This window comes from Streptomyces sp. VRA16 Mangrove soil (assembly GCF_017377775.1).
Classification (GTDB): Bacteria; Actinomycetota; Actinomycetes; order Streptomycetales; family Streptomycetaceae; genus Streptomyces.
The window spans coordinates 118,156-139,440 of sequence record NZ_JAFVLN010000015.1 but is presented as its reverse complement, the minus strand read 5'-3'; the positions used below and the strand labels follow the sequence as shown (position 1 = coordinate 139,440).

At 72.3% G+C, this 21,285-nt stretch carries 19 protein-coding genes; 13 read left to right on the top strand and 6 right to left on the bottom strand.

Annotated features, from left to right (window positions below; genetic code table 11):
- Window positions 1-73 precede the first annotated feature (73 nt).
- From J3486_RS32650 to J3486_RS32640, 3 genes are all read left to right on the top strand, one after another.
- A complete protein-coding gene (locus J3486_RS32650; RefSeq protein ID WP_307805030.1) occupies window positions 74-1,123 on the top strand; it encodes an adenosine deaminase in 1,050 nt (349 codons plus the stop codon).
- A 22-nt stretch (window positions 1,124-1,145) separates the two neighbouring features.
- Complete coding sequence (locus J3486_RS32645; RefSeq protein ID WP_207826926.1) at window positions 1,146-1,853, top strand: glycerophosphodiester phosphodiesterase; 708 nt, start codon at window positions 1,146-1,148, stop codon at window positions 1,851-1,853.
- 119 nt (window positions 1,854-1,972) lie between these two features.
- On the top strand, window positions 1,973-3,097 hold the full coding sequence (locus tag J3486_RS32640) for a serine hydrolase (RefSeq protein ID WP_229378959.1): 1,125 nt from the start codon (window positions 1,973-1,975) through the stop codon (window positions 3,095-3,097).
- On the opposite strand, the gene J3486_RS32635 is transcribed toward J3486_RS32640, so the two are convergent.
- Window positions 3,084-3,671: an HXXEE domain-containing protein gene (locus J3486_RS32635; protein WP_207826922.1), complete on the bottom strand. Its 588-nt coding sequence runs from the start codon at window positions 3,669-3,671 to the stop codon at window positions 3,084-3,086. The genes J3486_RS32640 and J3486_RS32635 overlap by 14 nt on opposite strands.
- 193 nt (window positions 3,672-3,864) lie before the next feature.
- On the opposite strand from J3486_RS32635, the gene J3486_RS32630 reads away from it, so the two are divergent.
- Entirely contained in the window at window positions 3,865-5,151 is a 1,287-nt protein-coding gene (locus J3486_RS32630) for a phosphatase PAP2 family protein (RefSeq protein ID WP_207826921.1), read from the top strand.
- A gap of 216 nt (window positions 5,152-5,367) precedes the next feature.
- Complete coding sequence (locus tag J3486_RS32625) at window positions 5,368-5,928, top strand: acyl-CoA dehydrogenase family protein (RefSeq protein ID WP_207826919.1); 561 nt, start codon at window positions 5,368-5,370, stop codon at window positions 5,926-5,928.
- Here the strand turns inward: J3486_RS32625 and J3486_RS32620 are convergent.
- Both J3486_RS32620 and J3486_RS32615 read right to left on the bottom strand, forming a co-directional pair.
- On the bottom strand, window positions 5,870-7,075 hold the full coding sequence (locus tag J3486_RS32620) for a spermidine/putrescine ABC transporter substrate-binding protein (RefSeq protein WP_207827137.1): 1,206 nt from the start codon (window positions 7,073-7,075) through the stop codon (window positions 5,870-5,872). The genes J3486_RS32625 and J3486_RS32620 overlap by 59 nt on opposite strands.
- Before the next feature lie 95 nt (window positions 7,076-7,170).
- Window positions 7,171-8,022 carry a helix-turn-helix transcriptional regulator gene (locus tag J3486_RS32615; RefSeq protein ID WP_207826917.1) on the bottom strand — a complete coding sequence of 284 codons (852 nt, stop codon included), beginning with the start codon at window positions 8,020-8,022 and terminating at the stop codon, window positions 7,171-7,173.
- 143 nt (window positions 8,023-8,165) lie between these two features.
- Between J3486_RS32615 and J3486_RS32610 the strand changes: the two genes are divergently transcribed.
- Window positions 8,166-9,188 (top strand): aldo/keto reductase, encoded by a 1,023-nt coding sequence (locus J3486_RS32610; RefSeq protein ID WP_207826915.1) that lies wholly within the window; start codon window positions 8,166-8,168, stop codon window positions 9,186-9,188.
- A 354-nt stretch (window positions 9,189-9,542) separates the two neighbouring features.
- Here the strand turns inward: J3486_RS32610 and J3486_RS32605 are convergent, their stop codons facing one another.
- The 3 genes from J3486_RS32605 to J3486_RS32595 all read right to left on the bottom strand — a co-directional run bounded on the left by J3486_RS32605 (window position 9,543) and on the right by J3486_RS32595 (window position 14,268).
- Window positions 9,543-12,176 (bottom strand): MXAN_6230/SCO0854 family RING domain-containing protein, encoded by a 2,634-nt coding sequence (locus J3486_RS32605; RefSeq protein WP_207826913.1) that lies wholly within the window; start codon window positions 12,174-12,176, stop codon window positions 9,543-9,545.
- A 155-nt stretch (window positions 12,177-12,331) separates the two neighbouring features.
- Window positions 12,332-12,829 carry a DUF1990 family protein gene (locus J3486_RS32600; RefSeq protein ID WP_207826911.1) on the bottom strand — a complete coding sequence of 166 codons (498 nt, stop codon included), beginning with the start codon at window positions 12,827-12,829 and terminating at the stop codon, window positions 12,332-12,334.
- Window positions 12,826-14,268, bottom strand: a complete 1,443-nt coding sequence (locus J3486_RS32595; protein ID WP_207826909.1) for a gamma-aminobutyraldehyde dehydrogenase — start codon at window positions 14,266-14,268, stop codon at window positions 12,826-12,828. The genes J3486_RS32600 and J3486_RS32595 overlap by 4 nt, the downstream gene beginning before the upstream one ends.
- Window positions 14,269-14,461: 193 nt before the next feature.
- Between J3486_RS32595 and J3486_RS32590 the strand changes: the two genes are divergently transcribed.
- The 7 genes from J3486_RS32590 (at window position 14,462) to J3486_RS32560 (ending at window position 21,156) form a co-directional block, all read left to right on the top strand.
- Window positions 14,462-14,965 carry an Lrp/AsnC family transcriptional regulator gene (locus J3486_RS32590; protein WP_207826907.1) on the top strand — a complete coding sequence of 168 codons (504 nt, stop codon included), beginning with the start codon at window positions 14,462-14,464 and terminating at the stop codon, window positions 14,963-14,965.
- A complete protein-coding gene (locus J3486_RS32585) occupies window positions 14,950-16,332 on the top strand; it encodes an aspartate aminotransferase family protein (RefSeq protein WP_207826904.1) in 1,383 nt (460 codons plus the stop codon). The genes J3486_RS32590 and J3486_RS32585 overlap by 16 nt, the downstream gene beginning before the upstream one ends.
- A 385-nt stretch (window positions 16,333-16,717) precedes the next feature.
- Window positions 16,718-17,464, top strand: a complete 747-nt coding sequence (locus J3486_RS32580; protein ID WP_207826903.1) for an ABC transporter ATP-binding protein — start codon at window positions 16,718-16,720, stop codon at window positions 17,462-17,464.
- Complete coding sequence (locus tag J3486_RS32575; protein ID WP_207826894.1) at window positions 17,446-18,648, top strand: hypothetical protein; 1,203 nt, start codon at window positions 17,446-17,448, stop codon at window positions 18,646-18,648. The genes J3486_RS32580 and J3486_RS32575 overlap by 19 nt, the downstream gene beginning before the upstream one ends.
- Before the next feature lie 77 nt (window positions 18,649-18,725).
- The gene (locus J3486_RS32570; RefSeq protein WP_207826892.1) at window positions 18,726-19,142 is read left to right on the top strand and encodes a VOC family protein; all 417 of its coding nucleotides are present in this window, start codon (window positions 18,726-18,728) and stop codon (window positions 19,140-19,142) included.
- Between the two features lie 39 nt (window positions 19,143-19,181).
- The gene (locus tag J3486_RS32565) at window positions 19,182-20,327 is read left to right on the top strand and encodes an LOG family protein (protein ID WP_307805028.1); all 1,146 of its coding nucleotides are present in this window, start codon (window positions 19,182-19,184) and stop codon (window positions 20,325-20,327) included.
- 136 nt (window positions 20,328-20,463) lie between these two features.
- A complete protein-coding gene (locus J3486_RS32560; RefSeq protein ID WP_207826889.1) occupies window positions 20,464-21,156 on the top strand; it encodes an LAETG motif-containing sortase-dependent surface protein in 693 nt (230 codons plus the stop codon).
- Window positions 21,157-21,285: the final 129 nt, after the last annotated feature.

The following is a 21,285-nucleotide window of genomic DNA, read 5'->3' as shown; positions in this document are numbered from 1 at the left end:
GCCGATGCTAAGCCGCACATACGATGACCGGGACCCTGATCAGCCGATCGCCCAAGTTCCTGGGGAGGAATCCGTGAGCCAGAGCCTTGAGACCTTCATCGCCGGACTGCCGAAGGCAGAACTCCACGTCCACCACGTGGGGTCGGCCTCACCCAGGATCGTGGCGGAGCTGGCCGCACGGCACCCCGACTCGAAGGTCCCGGCCGACATCGAGAAGCTCACGGAGTTCTTCACCTTCAAGGACTTCGCGCACTTCATCCAGGTCTACCTGGCCGTCGTCGACCTGATCCGCACGCCGGAGGACGTCCGGCTGCTCACGTTCGAGGTGGCCCGCGACATGGCCCGGCAGAACGTGCGGTACGCGGAGCTGACCCTCACCCCGTACTCCTCGGTGAAGCCGTCCGTCGGCATCGACGAGCGCGGCTTCATGGAGGCGATCGAGGACGCCCGCAAGGCGGCCGAGGCGGAGTTCGGCACCGTGCTGCGCTGGTGCTTCGACATCCCCGGCGAGGCGGGCCTGGAGTCGGCCGAGGTGACGACGCGGCTCGCGACGGACGACGCGCTGCGCCCGGAGGGCCTGGTCTCGTTCGGGCTCGGCGGGCCCGAGATCGGCGTCCCGCGCCCGCAGTTCAAGCCGTACTTCGACCGCGCCATCGCGGCCGGCCTGCGGTCGGTGCCGCACGCCGGTGAGACGACGGGCCCGGAGACGGTCTGGGACGCGCTGACCGAGCTGCGCGCCGAGCGCATCGGTCACGGCACGTCGTCCGCGCGGGACCCGAAGCTCCTCGCGCACCTGGCCGAGCACGGCATCCCGCTGGAGGTCTGCCCGACGTCGAACATCGCGACGCGGGCCGTGCGCACCCTCGACGAGCACCCGCTGAAGCAGTTCGTGGACGCGGGCGTGACCGTCACCATCAACTCGGACGACCCGCCGATGTTCGCCACCGACCTCAACCACGAGTACGCGGTCGCCGCCCGCCTCCTCGACCTCGACGAGCGGGGCGTCGCCGAGCTCGCCAAGAACGCGGTGCGGGCCTCGTTCCTGGACGCGGCGGGCCAGGACCGGATCGCCGACGAGATCGACACGTACACGCGGAACTGGCTGTCGGGCCCGGCGGTCTGACGGCTCCCACCACAATGGGGCCATGCGCACCGTGACTGCCGTGGCCCATCGAGGCGACCCCTACCGCGTCCGCGAGAACACCCTCCCGTCCCTGCGCTCCGCGCTGGAACGGGGCGCGGACGCGGTGGAGATCGACGTACGCCTGACCCGTGACGGCGTACCGGTCCTCCTGCACGACTCGACGCTCAAGCGGCTGTGGCGGCACGACCGTCCGCTGTCCGCGCTGCCCGCGGCGGAGGTGCGCGAGGTGACCTCGGGCGCAGTGCCCACGCTCGCCGAGGCGCTCGACGCGCTCGCCGACGCCCGGGTCATGGTCGATCTGCCGGGCGCGACACCGCGGGCGGTCCGCACGGTGGTCGGCGCGATCCGGGACGCGGGCGCCGCGGACCGCGTCTACTACTGCGCGGGCGCCGAGGCGATGCTCATGGTCCGCGCCGCGGACCCGGCCGCCGAGATCGCCCTGACCTGGACGACGCTGGCCCCGCCGCGCCCCGCGCTGCTCGCCGCGGTCCGGCCGCGCTGGCTCAACTACCGCTTCTCGCTGGTGAACCGGGACCTCGCGGCCCGCGTCCACCGCGACGGCCACCTGGTCTCGGTGTGGACCCCGGACACGAAGGCGTCGATGCGCAAGCTGCTCGACATCGGCGTCGACTCGATCACCACCAACCGCATCGATGCCCTGGTCGCCCTGCGCGGCGGCAACGGCGACGGCGGCGACAGCGCCCCTTAGGGGCTCCCCCGGGGCGCGAACCCGGGTGGGCCTCGTCCCCGGACAGGATGGCGGACGCGGCGCCGGACGGAAGGATCAACTGCATCCGGCCGAGCCGACCCCCTTCCCTGGAGCCCGAGTTGAAGCGACGCGCCTTCCTCGCCCTGTCCACCGCCCTCGCCGCCGCCCCGGTCCTCTCGGGCACTGCGGTGGCCGCCGCGCCACGCACCACCGGCGGCCTCGACACCGCCGCGCTGCGCGCGGCCCTCGCCGGGCTGCCGGACGACGACGCGACCGCCGCCCTGGTCAGAGTCGGCGGCACGGACGGCACCTGGCACGGCGCGGGCGGTGTGCACGATCTGGCGTCCGGCCGCGCGGCCCTGCCCGGCGCCCGGTTCCGGGCGGGCTCGACGACGAAGGTGGTCACGGCGGCGACGGTGCTGCGGCTCGCCGCGGCCCGCCGCATCGACCTGGACGCCCCCGTCCAGCACTACCTTCCCCGGCTCTTCCGCAGCACGGCGTTCCACCGCCCGATCTCCGTACGGCACTTGCTCAACCACACCAGCGGCATCCGGTCGGGCGACGGCTGGGGCGACGCGTTCGCCGACCAGTACGCGCACCGCTTCGACGTCCTCCCCGTCAGCCGTGTCGTGGCGTCGGCGCTCGCCAAGGGGCCCGCGTTCGCCCCGGGCGAGCAGCAGGACTACCTCAACATCAACTACACGCTCCTCGGTCTTCTGGCCGAGCGGGTCACGGGCGAGCCGTTCGCGGACGTGGCGACGCGGCTCGTGCTGCGTCCGGCCGGGATGCGCGCCACGTACTTCCCCGGCAGCGACCCCGACGTCCGCGGGCCGCACAACCACGGGTACCAGCTGGTGGACGGCGCGTTCGTGGACGTGACGCGGTGGGTGCAGACCGACCGGTTCGCGGCCGGCGACATGATCTCCACGACCGCCGACCTGGAGCGGCTGCTCTTCTCCCTCTTCCGCGGCCGGCTCGTGCCCGCGCCGCAGCTGCGGGAGATGTTCACGGTCCCGGCCGGGATCGACGGCGCGACGATGAGCGCGGGCCTGCAGCGGATCGACCTCGGCGACCGTACGTTCTGGGGCAAGTCGGGCGCTCGCTACGGCTACAGCGCCGCGCTCGCCGCCACCCGCGATCTGTCCCGCACCCTCGTCTACTCGGTCAACGCGACCGACGCCAAGGGCGAGGAGATGAACCCGGTCGCCGCGCGCATCGTCGGGGCCGCCGTCAGCGACGGATGACTCGCCGGGCGACCACGTGCGCCACCGCCGTCGCCGCGACCGCCCCCGCGATCCCGGCGACGGCGTCCCGGCCCCCGGCGGGCCGCAGCACCCCGGCCCGCTTCAGCCGCCGCCGGGCCCACAGCGTGAACGGCACGACGAGCGCGGGCGACGTGGCGACTCCGGGCGTGTAGCCGCGGACGGCGAGCGCCTGTCCCACGTGCAGCAGACCGTGCAACCCGAACCCGTTGAGGACGGTCTGGTACGTCGCCGAGCGGCCACCGCTGACCCGCCCCGCGACCGCGGCGGTCCCCACGATCGCGGCCATCACCCCGACGGCCACCGTGAACTCCCGCTCGTCGACGCCTTCGACGGCCCGCCACACCCGCTCGGGCACCTGGGGCCAGCGCTCCCGCAGCTCGGGCAGGTGCGCGCGCAGCCAGCGCGGCCCGGCGAGCACCTCCTCGGTGTCCTGCAGCGCCCAGGCGAGGAACAGGCCCAGGGTGACGGCGGGGCCGACGCCGCCATCGGTCTCGTACGCCGTGGAACCGCCGGGTCGCCGCTGTCCTCTTCCTGGTGTGCCGCTGTTCGTCATCTGAGGGCCCCCTATCTGCCGAGCGTGCCTGCCGTTAGCATGTTCGAGCTTGTCAGGACCACCCTCGCCACCCTTTGTTCACCAGAAACTCATGGCATCGAGCGTCCCCCGCACCCGCGTGCACTGAACCCACTCAAGAGCCGGACAGTTGAAGACCACACCACCTCGAATAGCCCCGCGCCAGCCTCGCACGATGCTGTGGACCGCGGCCGGCGTCGCGACCCTCGGTTTCCTGATCGCCCTGGAGTTCGCGGCGCGCGGTTACGGCGAGCCCGGACCGATCACCGCCGTGGCGAGCGATCTGGTCCTCGCCCCCGACTCGGGGCCGCTGCTGTACGCGGGCCTGGCGCTGACGATGGTGGTCCTCACCTGGCGGGAGCGGGCGATCGCGGCGGCGGCCGCGATCGGCATCGACGTCGTCTTCTTCCTCGGGCGCCTGATCGCGGGCGGCGGGCTGAGCTTCGGCAACGGCGCGCTGTGGGTGACCCTGGGCTGCGCGGTCGTCGCCGTCACCCGCCGCACGGGCGCCGAGCGCGCCCTGCTGCTCAAGGGCGTCGCCCTCGGTCTGCTGCTGGTCCTCGGCCACCGCACCGGTGACACCTGGCTGCTCATCACGGCGAAGTCGCACCCTCTGGTACTCGACCCGTACGTCGCCCTCGCCGACCACGCCCTCGGCAACCCCTCGTGGGTGGTCGGCCGGATCGTCGAGGCGTCGAGCCCCGTCGGCGACAACCTGCTGCACGTGGTCTACGGCCAACTCCCGCTCGCGGCGGCCCTCGTCGGCCTCTACCAGCTGCGCAACGTGGGCGTGGAACGGCGCTTCCCCGCCCACCACCTGGTCCGTACGTTCCTGGTCATAGGACTGCTCGGCCCGGCGATCTACATGATCTTCCCGGTGGTCGGCCCGGTCTACGCGTACGGCACCGAGGGCGGCGCGTGGGCGGCGGCCAACGTGTGGCCGGACACGCTGCCGCTGATCGGCACGGCGCACCCGATCCCGTTCGACGAGATCACCCCGCGCAACTGCATGCCGAGCCTGCACACGGCCTGGGCCGTCACGCTGTTCGTGCACTCCCGCAAGGGGGCGCGGTGGATGCGCTGGGCGGGCACCTTCTGGCTGGTGGCGACGCTCACCGCGACGCTGGGCTTCGGGTACCACTACGGCGTGGACCTCGTCGCCGGTGTCGTCTTCGCCCTCACCGTCGAGACGGCGATGCGCGCGTTCGCCCGCGGCTGGGACCGCCCGGCGACGGTCCTGATCGGGTACGGCGCGGTCGTCTTCGCCGCGCTCCTGACCGCGTACCGCTATCTGCCGCGGCATCTCGCGGACCTGCCGTGGCTGTTCGGTCCGCTGCTCCTGCTCGCGATGGGCTCGGTGGTCCTCCTGTACGTCCGCACGACCCGCTCGTGGGACCCGGAGCCGGAGGCGCCGGCGCCCCGGCAGACGCCCCCGGCCAAGCCGCAGCCCGAACTGGCCTGAGCGGGGACGTCCGGGCATCCGGCCCGCTCAGCCGACCGCGCCCCGGGCGAGGTGGACGCCCAGCCTGTGGAACGCCGGCACGAGAGGGAGACGAAGCCGCTGCCCAGGGATCCCGCCGAACCGCTCCGGAGCAGTTCGCCGAGAAGTCCGCCGTGGTCGATCCGGTGACCCGGCGCAGGACTTGGGTGCGACGCCGCGAAGTGGCCCTGCGCCTCGATGGACTTGTCGTGGGGGGCGGCCGGCACAGCTGACCTGTGTACCCATGCGCGGCAGGTCCTGCACGCGGGCGTCACCGAAGGCCGTCCCGGCGAGGCGCAGTGGGAGAAGCACCTGCTGCCGCTGATCCGCGGCGGGCGGGCCTGCTGCTTCACCCCGACCGAGACCGACGCGGGCTCCGACGTGCGCTCCATGCGGACGGTCGCCCTGCCCGACGGCGACGGCTTCCGGCCGACCGGGCACAAGGTGTTCTCCCCCGCGGGACCGTTCGCCGACTTCACGATCGTCGTCGCGCGCATGGCGGGCAGCGGCGAACAGGAGAGGGACAAGCCCCGGTTCACCGCCTCCACCCGCCGCCCGCTCGCCCTGCCGCTGGAACGCACCCGGACCCGCAAGGTCGCGGGCGGACAGCCGCTGCCGGCGCTCCAGGCCGTCCAGCACGAGGTCGCCGACATGGCGGCCGAGTTCTGCGATCCTGGCCTTCCAGCACTGACGGCAGGCCCTACAGCCCCGCGATCGCGTTCCAGCGCTTCGCGAACTCCGTCCGTTCCGACGACGTGATGTCCCGGGCGATCGCGAGTCGCGAGCGCATCTTGTCGTCCGGGAAGATCAGCGGGTCCTCGGCGAGCGCGGCGGTCTCCTTGTCCTTGGAGGAGGCGAGGATCTCCTGGGCCGCGGGGACCGGGCAGACGTAGTTGACCCACGCGGCCAGCTCGGCGGCGACCTCGGGCCGGTAGTAGTAGTCGATCAGCTGCTCGGCGTGGGCCTTGTGGTCGGCGAGGTTGGGGATCATCAGCGACTCGGCCCACAGCTCCGCGCCCTCCTCCGGGACGACGAACTCGATGTCCGGGTCGTCGGCCTGGAGCTGGATGATGTCGCCGCTGTAGGCCTGGCAGGCGAGGACGTCGCCGCTGGAGAGGTCCTTGATGTAGTCGTTGCCGGTGAAGCGGCGGATGTGCTGGCTGCGGACGAGCTTGTCGACCTGGTCGCAGATCTGGTCGAAGTCGGCGGCGGTCCACCGGGTGATGTCGACGCCGTTGCCCTGCATCAGGAGGGCGAAGGACTCGTCGAGGCCGGACAGGAGGGTGACCCGGCCCTTCAGGTCGTCGGCCCACAGGTCCGACACGTGCCTGATCTCGCGGCCGAGCCGCCGCTTGTTGTACGCGATGCCGGTGATCCCGGACTGCCACGGCACGGTGTACTTGCGGCCCGGGTCGAAGTGCGGAGAGCGCAGCAGCGGGTCGAGGTACTTGGTGACGTGCGGCTGCGTGGCGCGGTCCATCTCCTGGACCCAGCCGAGCCGCACGAACCGCGAGCACATCCAGTCCGAGATGACGACGAGGTCGCGGCCGGTGCTCTGGTGGTTCATCAGCGACGGGCTGATCTTGCCGAAGAACTCGTCGTTGTCGTTGATCTCTTCGGTGTACTTGACCTGGATGCCGGTCTGCTTCTCGAACGCGTCGAGCGTCGGCCGCTTGGACGGGTCGTCGTCGTCCACGTCGATGTAGAGCGGCCAGTTCGCCCAGGTGAGCCGGTGGTCGGAGGAGGACAGATCCTGCGCGCCGCGGTCACCGGGCTCCACGTACGCGGCGGGCACCCCGCAGCCGGTGGCCAGCGCGCCGACCGCCGCGGCCGTGGCACCGCCGCCGAGGGCGCGCAGCAGGGATCGACGGGTGACTTGGGGGGTGGGGATGTTCGCTCGCACCAGCGCAGGATGTCGCCGGGGCACGGGCCGCGGCAATGGACGCTGCGTCGAGCGGGGCGGGCCGCAGCCGACACCCTGTCGATCCCGGTCTCCCGGCGTCAGCCCGTCCAGCTGGCCAGCAGCGCCAGGTTCTGTCCGGCCTCTGTGTCGGGTACGGGCACATAGCTGACCAGGACCTGCCCGGCCTCGGGCAGGTGCAGGATCTCGAAGTCGAGGTCGAGGGGGCCGACCACCGCGTGCCGCAGCAGATACCGTCCCGCGCTCTTGTCGCGGACGTCCTGGCGGGCCCAGAGCGCGGCGAACTCCGGACTCTTCATGGTGAGCAGACCGAGAAGGGAGGCCAGGTCCGCGTCGTCGGGGTGACGGCCCACGCCGACCCGAAGAAATGCCACGGTCGACTCGGCCTTCGCCTGCCAGCTGTCGGCGAACAGCGCCCGGTACGTCTCGTCGAGGAAGGTCAGGTACGCGAAGTTCCGCTGCTGGGGCGGGAGTTCACCGAAGTCGCCGAAGACCGCGGCGGCCTGCGCGTTCCAGGCGACGACATCGGTGCGCGGCCCGGTCACATAGGCGGGCCCCGGCTGCCCGTCGAGGAGCCGCTGCAAGGCGGGGCGCACGGGCCCGGGGCGCGGCACCTCGCGGGCGGCGGCGGTGGGCCGGGCCCGGTCGGGGCGGGCGAGGCTGCGCAGATGGTCCTGTTCGGCGGCGTCCAGGCGCAGGGCGCGGCCGACGGCGTCGAGGACGCCGTCCGAGACGTGCGGGTTGCGGCCCTGTTCCAGGCGTACGTAGTACTCGACGCTGACGCCTGCGAGCTGCGCCAGCTCCTCGCGGCGCAGGCCCGGCACCCGGCGCGGCCCGTAGGAGACGAGACCCACATCGGCGGGTTGCAGACGGGCCCTGCGCGAGCGCAGGAACTGGCGCAGCTCGGAGCGGCGTTCGACGGCTGAGTCCATGGTCCGAGTATCCCCACAACGCGCCCTGCGTGGGTGGGCACGTCTTTCCCCCCTTTCAGCTGTGCCTGTCAGGGGGTGTGGTGCGGGGCGCAAAGTCATCTCCGTCAGCACCACCACCCCTTTCCGATGAAGGACGTACGACGATGACTTTCAGCAGCACCCCCTCGCTCCCGCACCGCGAACTCGGCAGCACCGGGATGGAGTTGTCCGCCATCGGCCTGGGCAGCTGGGCGTTCGGCGGGGAAGGCTGGCGCTTCTCGTGGGGCGGTCAGGACGACGCCCGCTCCATCGCGACCGTGCACGCCGCCGTGGCGCAGGGCGTCAACTGGATCGACACGGCGGCCGTGTACGGGCTCGGGCACTCGGAGGAGGTCATCGGCAAGGCCATCGCCCAACTCCCCCAGGCGGAGCGTCCGTTCGTCTTCACCAAGGTCGGCCTGGTGTGGGACCCGGCGAACCCGTCCGCCGCCCCGCGCCGGATCATGCGGCCCGACAGCGTGCGCCGCGAACTGGAGGACTCGCTGCGCCGGCTCGGTGTCGAGGCGATCGACCTGTACCAGGTGCACTGGCCCGACACCGGTGCGCCACTCGACTGGGACGGTGACGGCAAGGAGGCGGGAACGGCCGTCCGGGCCAAGCCCCTTGAGGAGTACTGGCAGACCATGGCCGACCTGCGCAGGGAAGGAAAGATCCGCGCCATCGGCCTGTCGAACCACGACCCGGCGCAGCTCGCGGCGGCCGCCGCGGTGGCCCCGGTCGACGCGATCCAGCCGCCGCTGTCGCTGCTCAACCGTGCCGCGCGGCCCGAGATCGACTGGGCGGCGGACCACGGCACCGGCGTGATCGTGTATCAGCCGCTGCATTCAGGGCTGCTGTCCGGCACGTTCTCCAAGGAGCGGGTGGACTCACTCGCCCCCGGCGATTGGCGCCGCACCCACCCGGACTTCACCCGGGACCTGGACCGGAATCTGGCGGTGGTGGAGCGGCTTCGCACGGTGGCCGAGCGCCACGGAGCGTCCGTGGGCGCCACCGCCATCGCCTGGGCGCTCGCCCAGCGCGGGGTGACCGGGGCGATCGCCGGCGCGCGCGGCCCGGAGCAGGTGGCGGACTGGGCGCGCGCCGCGAGCCTGGAACTGACCGCGGAGGACCTGACCCACCTGGAGTAACACGCACGCACCGCCACCACCTCGGCCAAACCACCGCCCACCCCACCCGCCTTGGGCAATCCGCCGCCCACCATGACTGCCTCGGCCAAACCACCGCCCACCCCGCCCACCTCGGCCAAACCACCGCCCACCACGACCGCCTTGGGCAATCCGCCGCCCACCCCCACCCGCCTTGGGCAATCTGCCGCCCCGCCCGGCCGCCTTGGGCAATCTGCCGCCAAGGGCGGCAGGGTGGGCAAGGCGGCACCCCAGCGCCGGGCAGGCGCTCAGGCAGGCGCCCGCCCACGACCCGGGCCCCGAGCCACAGCCCCGAGCAGCCACCCGGCGCCCCGGCCACCCGGCCACCCGGCACCGTCACCCCACCCCCGGCTCCAGCCACGCCACCAGATCCCCGGCCGTCACCCGCTCAAGCCCGACACCGTCGACCGCCCCCGGGAACAACCGGTACAGCGTGCCGGAAACGGACCCGCCCCCAGCCCCGGCCCCGGCCTCCGCCAGCTCCACACACTCCGCATACTCCAGCGCGGCAAAAACCCGCCGCCCCACCACCTCCACCCCCGCGGACACCCCGTCCGCCTCCCACCCCTCCCGCATCCGCAACGCGAACTCGGCACGAGGCTCCCCCGGGCCCCGGCGGTACACCCGATGGGCCCGCCCCGATTCCCGTACGAGGACGTCTCCGTCGGTGCGCGCGGCCGCGACCCAGCACGCCAGATCCCAGAGCGTCGCCCGGCCCCCGGCCCGAAAGGCGTCGAGCAGATCGCGCGCGGCCCGGCGCACCCGCTCCCGGTGCCCCCACACGGTGTGCCGGGTGCCGTCCCCGGTCGCCAGCGTCACATCGGCCCACCAGGCGCGCAGCGTCCGCAGATCGACGATCATCGGCATCATCGCCTTGGCGTCCCCGGCGAGATCGAAGCGCTGCCGCACGGCCCGCGCGTCGAACGCGGCACGCGCTCCCCGCTGGACCCCCATGAACCCGGCGAAGGCGTCCGGGAGTCGGTCGAACGGCACGTCGTTGTACGAGAACACGACGGGCACCGCGAACCGCACGCCGCCCTCGCGCAGCCGCCCGAGGTCCAGGTCGACGTACTCGGTGGCGCCGTGCGGCGGCGGCGCGGAGGTCAGATCACCGGAGTGCAGCGCGGCCTCGCCGCCCCACTCCAGGCGGGTGTAGTCGCACAGCCCGACGAACCGCCACTGGTCGTCGTAGAACGCGACGGACAGGTCGAGGTCGACCCGCTGCCCCTTGTTCTGCATCCAGTGCAGGAAGAGCCGCAGCACCCGCCCGTCCTGCGGCGCGGGCACCCGCAGCGCGCCGCCGCGCGGCACGGCGACCAGCGAGGCGGCGGACGCCCGCTCGGCGTAGGGCACCGGGAGGTCGGCGAGGCGTGCGTCCAGTACGGCGATGTCGTACCGCTCGGCACCGGTCGCGCCGATCCGCCGTACGGCCTCGGCCTCGATGAGCTCGGCGGCCTGTTCGGCGCCGCGGCGCGGCAGCGGCGGCCGGTGGTCGTCGACCGCGTACGCCGTGGTGACGCGCCCGCGCGGGAAGAACACCCGGCGGTGCCCGGGCACGGTGCGCACGGCGAGCTTCCCCCAGGCGCCGAGCAGCGGTCCCGCGCCGGCGTCCGGCAGCGCCTCGGCGAGGGCGACGGCGACCAGGTCGGGCGTGCCCTCGACCACCGAGCGCGACAGCAACACGTCGAGGCGGCGCAGCAGTTCACCGGGGCGGGCGGTGAGCAGCTCGCAGGCCCGCTCGATGTCCCAGTACGCCAGGGCGCTCTCCACCCGGTGCGCCCAGGTCACCGCGCGCGGCCGGTCGTCCCCGGCGAGCCGGACGGCGTCGCCCTGCCCAAGGGCCGCGTGCAGGAGCGTCCGGCCGAGGCCCTCCTCGTCCTCGTCGGTGATCCGTGTGCCCCGCAGGATCGCGAAGGCGAGCGCGGCCCGCGGATACCGGCGGGCGTGCTCGAAGGGGTGCAGCAGCTCGCCGAGGCGCTTGAACGCCCCGGGGCGGCGCTCCATCTCCTCGGCGACGCGCACGACGTCCAACCGGTCGATCGCCGCGAGGAGTCGACGCCGCAGCGCCCGGGGCACGCTCCGCAGCCGCACCGGCGCGAGCAGGTCGGGATCCCCGCCGGAGCGCACCACGAGCAGCCGCAGCACATCGGTCGCACGGTCCACGTACCGGCCGAGCGCGTCAGGGTCGTGCTCGGCCAGCAGCGCGAGCACGAGCGCCTTGGACTCGCGTACGGGAATGTCGGCGGGCAGCGCCGAAAGTACCTGCGGGGCCAGGGAGTTGAGCAGCAGGACCAGGTCGTCGTGGTCCTGCGGGCCGAGCGGCGTGCGCCGTCCGAGCAGCGCGCGCAGTTCGGCGGCGGCGTCGTCGGCGAAGGCCGTGCCCAGGCCGAGCGTGCGCAGCACGTCCCGGTCACCCTCGGCGGCGGGCACGTCGAGCCAACGCCGCCCGGGGCGCCCGTCGGTGTCGTAGCGGGTCTCGCAGACAGGGCAGGCGTACCAGGTGCAGCAGTCCACGCAGCAGCCGTAGGCGTCGGCGCCCGCGCACTCCCGGCACAGCAGGTGCGCGCAGGGCGCGACGGGCAGCACCTCGCCGCCGGTGCGCCCGCACTCCATGCACGGCTGGTGGGGCTGCGCGGCGAGCGCGGCCAGGACGGTCGTGGTGAAGAAGGCGTGCGCCCGCTGGTACGGGACGTCGCCGGGGAAGCCCTTGAACAGCGGGGCGTGGTGCCGGTCGGCGCCGGTCAGGGCGGCGACGTCGGCGAGCAGCGCGGTCCCGGCACGGGCCAGCCCGTCCACGTCGAGAGCGACCAGGGCGCGGCGCAGCGGACCGCTCAACAGGTGCCCCAGGGAGCCGAGTTCGGCTTCGAGCACGGCGACGCCCGCCTCGACGGGGGCACTTGGTCCCGCCCCGGCGTCCACGTGCACCAGCTGCCGCCGTCGCACCATCAGCGCGGCGAGCTCCCGCTCCATGCTCACCCCCGTGCGGTCATGGCGAAGCGGGGGCGGGAAGTGGGCGCACTACGGATCTTTTTGCAAAAGAGACTGAGAAGGAAGCACGCCGCGGAGCCGCCCCCGCGAGCCCACTGTAGGCAGGACCACGGACCCGGCGCACGGCAATTTGGCCATCAAGCCGGGGTCGCGGACGCCCGTACGACCGCCCGCAGATACCTGCGGGTCACCCACAACTGCACGGCCCGCGACACCGGCCCGCCCAGCCGGGCGACCCACCACGCGGGCCGCGAGAACGCCCGTACCCGGAACCACACGGAGCCGTCCGCGTCCCGCTCGACGAGGAACGCCTCCTCGCCGCACTCGGGGTGCCCGGCCAGCGTCCCGTACACGAACCCCGTCCGGTCCGCGGCCTCGACCACCCGGATCACCCGGCAGGGGATCCGTACGCCGAGCGCCCGCAGCACAACGTCCGCGCCCTCCTCGACGGGACCGGGCGGCGACACGGTCAGCCCGGCGCCGCGCTGCGCGCCCCACGAGAGGACCGCCGCGCCCGCCCGCTCGAAGCACGAGGTGCCCGAGCCGAGGCGGACGCGGCGGTCCACGTGGGCGTACCCCGACGGCAGTCGACCGGCCGTCAGGGTCGCACCGACCTCTGCGTAGGTGAGGCTCACGCGTCCAGCGACGTCATCACGTGCTTGATGCGCGTGTAGTCGTCGAAGCCGTACGCCGACAGGTCCTTGCCGTAGCCGGACTTCTTGAAGCCGCCGTGCGGCATCTCGGCGACGAGCGGGATGTGGGTGTTGATCCACACGCAGCCGAAGTCGAGGACCTTGGACATGCGCATCGCGCGCGCGTGGTCCTTGGTCCACACCGAGGAGGCGAGGGCGTAGTCGACGCCGTTCGCGTACGAGACGGCCTGCGCCTCGTCCGTGAAGGACTGGACGGTGATGACCGGGCCGAAGACCTCGTTCTGGATGATCTCGTCGTCCTGCTTGAGGCCGGAGACGACGGTCGGGGCGTAGAAGAAGCCCTTCTCGCCGACGCGGTGGCCGCCGGCCTCGACCTTGGCGTGGGCCGGGAGGCGCTCGATGAACCCGGAGACCTGCTTGAGCTGGTTCGGGTTGTTGAGCGGGCCGTACAGCACGTCCTCGTCGTCGGGCATGCCGGTCTTGGTGTCGGCGGCGGCCTTGGCGAGCGCGGCGACGAACTCGTCGTGGATGGACTCCTGGACGAGGACGCGGGTGGCGGCGGTGCAGTCCTGGCCGGCGTTGAAGAAGCCCGCGACCGAGATGTCCTCGACGGCCTTGGCGATGTCGGTGTCCTCGAAGACGACGACCGGAGCCTTGCCGCCCAGCTCCAGGTGGACGCGCTTGAGGTCCTTGGAGGCGGACTCGGCGACCTGCATGCCGGCGCGCACGGAGCCCGTGATGGACGCCATCGCCGGGGTCGGGTGCTCGACCATGGCGCGGCCGGTGTCCCGGTCGCCGCAGACCACGTTGAAGACGCCCTTGGGGACGATGGAGCCGATGATCTCGGCCATCAGGACGGTCGACGCCGGGGTCGTGTCCGACGGCTTCAGGACGACGGTGTTGCCCGCGGCGAGCGCCGGGGCGAACTTCCACACGCCCATCATCATCGGGTAGTTCCACGGCGCGACCTGCGCGCAGACGCCGATCGGCTCGCGGCGGATGATGGAGGTCAGGCCCTCCATGTACTCACCGGCGGAGCGGCCCTCCAGCATGCGCGCGGCGCCCGCGAAGAACCGGATCTGGTCGACCATCGGCGGGATCTCTTCGGAGCGGGTGAGCCCGATCGGCTTGCCCGTGTTCTCCACCTCGGCCGCGATGAGCTCCTCGGCCCGCTCCTCGAACGCGTCCGCGATCTTGAGCAGGTACTTCTGGCGCTCGGCGGGCGTCAGGTCCCGCCAGGCCGGGAACGCGGCGTCGGCGGCGGCCATGGCGGCGTCCACGTCGGCCTGCCCGGACAGCGGCGCGGTCGCGTACGCGTCGCCCGTGGCCGGGTTGACCACCTCGGTGGTCCGTCCGTCGGCGGCGTCCCGGAACTCACCGTCGATGTAGTTCCGCAGACGACGCAGTTCACTGGTGCTCACTGCCGGGCCTCCTGAAGTAGCTGTGGGTGTGGCTGTCCAAGGCTTGAGACACCCACACTAATCCCCATACCGACGTTTTCGACACCCCCCACTGCCCTCGACCTACGAAATCCGTGCGCAGCGGAGACGCAAACAACGAATTTCATCGATCCGGGGTTGCGAAACAGACGACCCCTCGTGCACAGTGAGGTTCGTGGCCAGTCGCAGCGCAGACCCCAAGGGACCCAGTTCGAAGAACGGCGGGAGCACACCGTCGCTGGACGCCGTCTCCCTCGCCATCATCGAACAACTTCAGGAGGACGGCAGGCGTCCGTACGCCGCCATCGGCAAGGCCGTGGGCCTGTCCGAGGCGGCCGTGCGCCAGCGCGTCCAGAAGCTGCTCGACCAGGGTGTGATGCAGATCGTCGCCGTCACCGACCCGCTCACCGTGGGTTTCCGGCGGCAGGCGATGGTCGGCATCAACGTCGAGGGCGACCTGGATCCCGTGGCGGATGCGCTGACGGCCATGAGCGAGTGCGAGTACGTCGTGATGACGGCAGGCTCGTTCGACCTGATGGTGGAGGTCGTCTGCGAGGACGACGACCACCTTCTGAACGTCATCAACAAACGCATCCGGGCCCTGCCCGGCGTGCGCTCCACCGAGAGCTTCGTCTACCTCAAGCTCAAGAAGCAGACCTATATGTGGGGAACCCGATAGCCGTGAGCACCAAGGACCTCAGCCAGAGCGCGTACGACCACCTGTGGATGCACTTCACCCGCATGTCGTCGTACGAGAACGCGCCCGTTCCCACCATCGTGCGTGGCGAGGGCACCTACATCTACGACGACAAGGGCAAGAAGTACCTCGACGGCCTCGCGGGCCTGTTCGTGGTCCAGGCCGGCCACGGCCGCCAGGAGCTCGCCGAGGTCGCCGCCAAGCAGGCGGCCGAGCTGGCCTTCTTCCCGATCTGGTCGTACGCCCACCCCAAGGCCGTGGAGCTGGCCGAGCGCCTGGCCCACTACGCGCCGGGCGACCTCAACAAGGTCTTCTTCACCACCGGTGGCGGCGAGGCCGTCGAGACCGCGTGGAAGCTGGCGAAGCAGTACCACAAGCTCAACGGCAACCACACGAAGTACAAGGTCATCTCGCGTGCGGTCGCCTACCACGGCACCCCGCAGGGCGCCCTGTCGATCACCGGCCTGCCGGCCCTGAAGGCCCCCTTCGAGCCGCTGGTCCCCGGTGCCCACAAGGTTCCGAACACGAACATCTACCGCGCCCCGATCCACGGCGACGACCCGGAGGCCTTCGGCCGCTGGTGCGCCGACCAGATCGAGCAGGAGATCCTGTTCGAGGGCCCGGAGACGGTCGCCGCCGTCTTCCTGGAGCCGGTGCAGAACGCCGGTGGCTGCTTCCCGCCGCCGCCCGGCTACTTCCAGCGCGTCCGCGAGATCTGCGACCAGTACGACGTGCTGCTCGTCTCGGACGAGGTCATCTGCGCCTTCGGCCGTCTCGGCACGATGTTCGCCTGTGACAAGTTCGGCTACGTCCCGGACATCATCACCTGCGCCAAGGGCATGACCTCGGGCTACTCCCCGATCGGCGCCGCGATCGTCTCGGACCGCATCGCCGAGCCGTTCTACAAGGGCGACAACACCTTCCTGCACGGCTACACCTTCGGTGGTCACCCGGTGTCCGCCGCGGTCGGTCTCGCCAACCTCGACATCTTCGAGCGCGAGGGCCTCAACCAGCACGTGCTCGACAACGAGGCGAACTTCCTCAACACGCTGCAGAAGCTCAACGACCTGCCGATCGTCGGCGACGTCCGCGGCAACGGCTTCTTCTACGGCATCGAGCTCGTGAAGGACAAGGCCACCAAGGAGTCCTTCACCGACGAGGAGTCCGAGCGGATCCTGTACGGCTACGTCTCGAAGAAGCTCTTCGAGTACGGCCTGTACTGCCGCGCCGACGACCGTGGCGACCCGGTCATCCAGCTCTCCCCGCCGCTGATCTCGGACCAGTCCACGTTCGACGAGATCGAGGGCATCATCCGCCAGGTGCTCACCGAGGCCTGGACGAAGATCTGAGCCCACCCGCCCCGACTGCGGTGCACGACGGCCCGGTTGCCCCATCCGAGTGAGATGGGGCGGCCGGGCCGTGTCTTTTTCTCCGGCTCGCGTGTCGGATCCCTAGCGTGCCATTGAATCCGCCCCTTCCGGAGAAGGGGCTTCCTGGCTCACGCCGCCCGACGAGCCAGCGGCCCATCAGGTCTTACCGCGATCAACACCAGCCGGGTCCAAACCAGCCCGGTTGCCCCGCAAGCGAGGTGACTGCCCGTGCGCGCTTGGTTCTCGCCACGCACAGCGCGAACGTACCAGCCGAGCCCTCGTGACCGATCGGCCTCCAACTTCGTTCCCTCCTACGGGTGACGGGAATCTCCCGGCATATCTGATCTGAACCGAGGTGTACGCCATGGTGGCCCCGCCGGACAACGACGTGCTCTGGGCACGCGCCCTGCACTTCTCCCACAGCGGCTCGCCCGCGCTCTCCGGAGTCTCCCTCGGCGTCCGCGAGGGCGAGATCCTCGCCGTCACCGGTCCGCGCGGCGCCGGCAAGACGACGCTCCTGCGGTGCCTCTCGGGCCAGCTGCTGCCCGAGAAGGGCGGGGAGGTCTGGTTCAACAGCGCCCCCGTCCACACCATGGGCCAGCTGACCCGCGAGCGGCTGCGGAGGGACCGTTTCGGCTGGATCGACCCCGAGCCGGCCCTCGTCCCCGAGCTGAACGTCTGGGAGAACACCGCGCTCCCCCTGATGCTGCGCGGCACCGGCCGGCGCGCCGCGAAGACCGCCGCGCACGAGTGGCTCGACCGGCTCGACGTCGGCCACCTCGCCCGCAAGCGCCCGCACTCCCTGGTGATGGCGGAGCGGCAGCGCGTCGCCATCGCCCGCGCCCTGGTGCACGGCCCGAACGTGGTCTTCGCCGACGAGCCCACGGCCGTCCTGCACCGTGCCGACCGCGCGCACGTGCTGCGCACGCTGACGGCGGCGGCCCGCTCGCACGCCATCACGGTCGTGCTCGCCACGCACGACAGCGAGGTCAGCGCGCTCGCCGACCGCACGGTGGCGCTGCTCGACGGCCGCCGGGTCACCACGGTGCATCTGCCGACGGCCGGGCTCACCGACGCGGAGGGCCGGGCCGCGTGCTCAGTCTCCGTCTAGCCCGCGGCGCCCATCCCCTCGTCCAGGTCCGCAGACTCCTGGTGGCCGCCGCGTCGGCCGGCACCGGGTTCCTGCTGCTGTGCACGCTCGGCCATGCGATGGGCCACCCCGCCGCCCCGGCCGACTCCCGTCTCCGGCTCGCCTGGTGCGCCGTCCCGCTGGCGGCCACCGTCTACTTCGCGGTCGCCGTGGCCCGCTCCGATCCCGGTACGAAGCCGCGCGCGGGCCTGTCGGCGGTGGGCCTCGGCCCGGCCCGGCTGACCCTGCTCTCGGCGATCTCCACCGCCATCGCCTGCACGCTGGGCTCCATGCTGGCGCTGCTGTTCTTCCTGCACCTGCGGGGCGATCTGTCGGGGCTGCCGTTCGACGGCGCGGCCCGTGGACTCCTCGCCGCCGACCGGCCGTTGCCGCTGGCCGCCGCGCTGACCCTGCTGACGTTCGTGCCGCTGGTGGCGTCGGTGTCGTCCGCCGTCGTGCTGCGCCCGCAGAAGACCGCGAAGGCCGGCGCGTCGAGCGGTTCCGGCCGGTCCGCTGCGGCGAGCGGCTCCAGCGCCGAGGACACACCGCTGCCGACCCCCGCACCGACCGGGCTGCCGTGGGGCATCGCGCTGCTCGCCGCCGGGCTCGCCGTGGAGACCTACGCCTCGCACGCCCGCGGCGCCGGCGGCTTCCGCATGCCGGGCGGGCTCGCGGGCTCCTCCGCCGGGGTGCTGGCCGGCTGGGCGCTCACCGCGATCGGCCTCGCCCTCGCCGGTCCCGGTCTGACCTACCAGTGCGGGCGCGCCCTGCAGGCGGTGCGGCCCGGGGCGGTGCGGCTGCTCGCCGGGCGCGTGCTCCAGGAGGAGGCGCGGCGCATCGGCCACCCGCTCGGCGTGGTGTGCGCGGTCGCCTCGGGGACGTACGCGGCGGTCGTCCTGTACGCGGGCGCCGACCCCGGCCTCGGCCCGCTGACCGCGCTCGGCGCGGCCCTGGTCGTCGGCTGCACCGTCGCCACCCTGCTGACGGCGGCCGTCGAGGCCCGCCAGACGCGCAGGCACACCACGGCGGCGCTGCTGCGGCTCGGCGCCCCCGCGACGATGCTGCGCGGTGCGGCGGCGCTGCGCGTGGGCGCTCTGTTCGCCGTCTTCGCGCCGCTGACCTGGGCCGTCGCGGAACTTTCGGCAATTCCGCTGATTCCGCGATGACTTTCGGTGCTCCCGTGCGTCTAACCCAGCGTACGAACGACACGACAGCATCCGATACAGAAGGCGACGGTCCCGTCATGACCACTCAGTACCAGCAGATGATCTTCGTGAACCTGGCCGTGAGCGACCTGGACGCCTCCAAGAAGTTCTTCACGGAGCTCGGCTTCTCCATCAACCAGCAGTTCACGGACGAGACCGCGTCCTCCGTCGTGATCAGCGACACCATCATCCTGATGCTGATGACCAAGGAGAAGTACGCGGGCTTCACCCACAAGACCATCGTCGACTCGCGCATCAGCAGCGAGGTCCTGGTCTGCCTCAGCGCCGAGAGCCGGGAGAAGGTCGACGAGCTGGTCGAGCGGGCCATCGCGGCGGGCGGCACCGAGCACGGCGAGAAGCAGGACCACGGCTTCATGTACGGCCGCGCCTTCGACGACCTGGACGGGCACTCCATCGAGGTCGCCTGGATGGATCCGTCGGTCATCGAGGGCTGACCAACTCCCGGTGCGGGCCCGGGTGTTTAGCATGGGCGTGTGCAGCCGACACCCCATGATCCCGCCCTGCCCAGCACCACGTCCGATCGCGAGATCGAGACGCTCACCGAGTTCGACGAGGCTGCCGCCCGCGGCAGCCTCGCCGGGCACCGGGTGCAGTCCGTCGACCTGACGGACCGCACCGAGCTTCTGCTCGCCACCGAGGTCGAGGGCGCCATATTCCTCGGCTGCCCCATGGAGCCGGAGACGGCGGCCTCGGTCAGGGCCCGCGGCGCGCTCGTCTTCCCGCCCGTGCCGGGCCTGCCCTTCGACCCGTACCGCGGCCACCTCTACACGCCCGACGAGCTGTTCGAGGGGCTGGCCGAGGGGTACGAGGCGACGCCGGACGCCGGCGCGTACACCTGGTTCCAGCAGACCAAGGCCGACGGCGACGTCTTCGCCTCGATGCTGCGGGCCGTGCACGACGACTCGATCTCCGACGCGCTGGACGAACTCCTCGCCGGGGCGCGGGTGGTGGGCGTGATGGGCGGCCATGCGATGGCCCGCGGCACGGAGGCGTACGCGGGCGCGGCGGCCCTGGGACGGACGCTGGCGCGCGCCGGGTTCACGGTGGCGACGGGCGGCGGCCCCGGCGCGATGGAGGCGGCGAACCTGGGCGCGTACGCCGCGCCGCACGACGACTCGATGCTGGACGAGGCGCTCCAACTCCTCGCGAAGGCACCGTCGTTCACGCCGTCGGTCACGGACTGGGCGGCGGCCGCGTTCGACGTGCGCGGGCGCTGGCCCGGCGGCGGGGCCTCGGTCGGCATCCCCACCTGGTTCTACGGCCACGAGCCGCCGAACGCGTTCGCGTCCCACCTCGCCAAGTACTTCGCGAACGCCACCCGCGAGGACGGCCTGCTGGCCCGCTCCACCGCGGGCGTGATCTTCCTGCCGGGCGCGGCGGGCACGGTGCAGGAGATCTTCGACAACGCCACGCCCAACTACTACGAGTCGCGCGGCGAGCCGACGCCGATGGTCCTCGTCGACCGCGCCCACTGGACCGAGCGGCTGCCGACGTGGCCGCTCCTGCAGTCCCTCGCCCGGGGCCGTTCGATGGAGTCGAGGATCGCGCTCGTCGACACCGTGGAGGAGGCCGGGGAGGCACTGAAACGGATCGAGGGGTCAAGGACCGGTCAAGACTGATCCTGGGGTTCCGCAGTGTATTGACGCTGCGTCACGGGCGCTTGTAAACGTGAGGGGACCGTGGGGGTGCCGAGAAGGAAGCGGTCAGCTTCGCGCGCCACCCCTCTCCCCGTACATGATCACGTGAAGGACAACCGTGTCCCCAACCCCCCGCATATCCGCACGCGCCGTGCGTCTCGCCGGCGCCGCGTGCGCCGCGACGGCTCTCACCCTGGGTGTCGCCGGTACGGCTTCGGCCTGCAGCATCCGTGACTTCAGCGCCGAGGCGACCTGCACCTCCGACGGCCACGGCATCATCCGTGTCACGGACAAGGACGCCTCGGGCACGCCCGCCGACATCACGCTGTACATCAAGATGAGCGCCGGGAGCGGCGAGGAAGACCGCACCATCGGCACGAAGCACATCGACCACCCGACGGGTGAGGGTGTGAGCGTCGACTTCGCCTACGACTGGGCGCCCGGCACGCAGTTCCGGGTCCGCGTCAAGGCGTCCGACAAGGTCGACGAAGACATCAAGCCGGACCTGACGACGCCGGACAAGGCGTGCGCCGCGACGTCGACGTCGACCCCGTCGCAGTCCACGACGCCGAAGCCCACGCCCAGCGCCTCGGCGCCCACGAAGTCGGCGACCCCGACCCCGTCGGCCCCGACGTCCTCGGCCGCGGCCCCGGCCCCGGCCAACTCGGCCTCGCCCGCGGGTGACTCGAACCTGGCCGAGACCGGCGCCAGCTCGAACACCGGCCTGATCGCGGGCATCGCGGCGGCCCTCGTCGTCGCGGGCGGCGGCGTGGTCTTCGCGCTGCGCAAGCGCGGCGGCGCCAAGAGCTGACGCTCCTCTCGCGGTCGTACGGGGCGGTCACCGGCCGAGCAGGCCGGGGGCCGTCCCGTACGGCTTTGTTCGGACGGGCACGGCTGCGGGCGGGCGCGGCGAACTGCCGTACGTGGTGCGGGTGGTGGC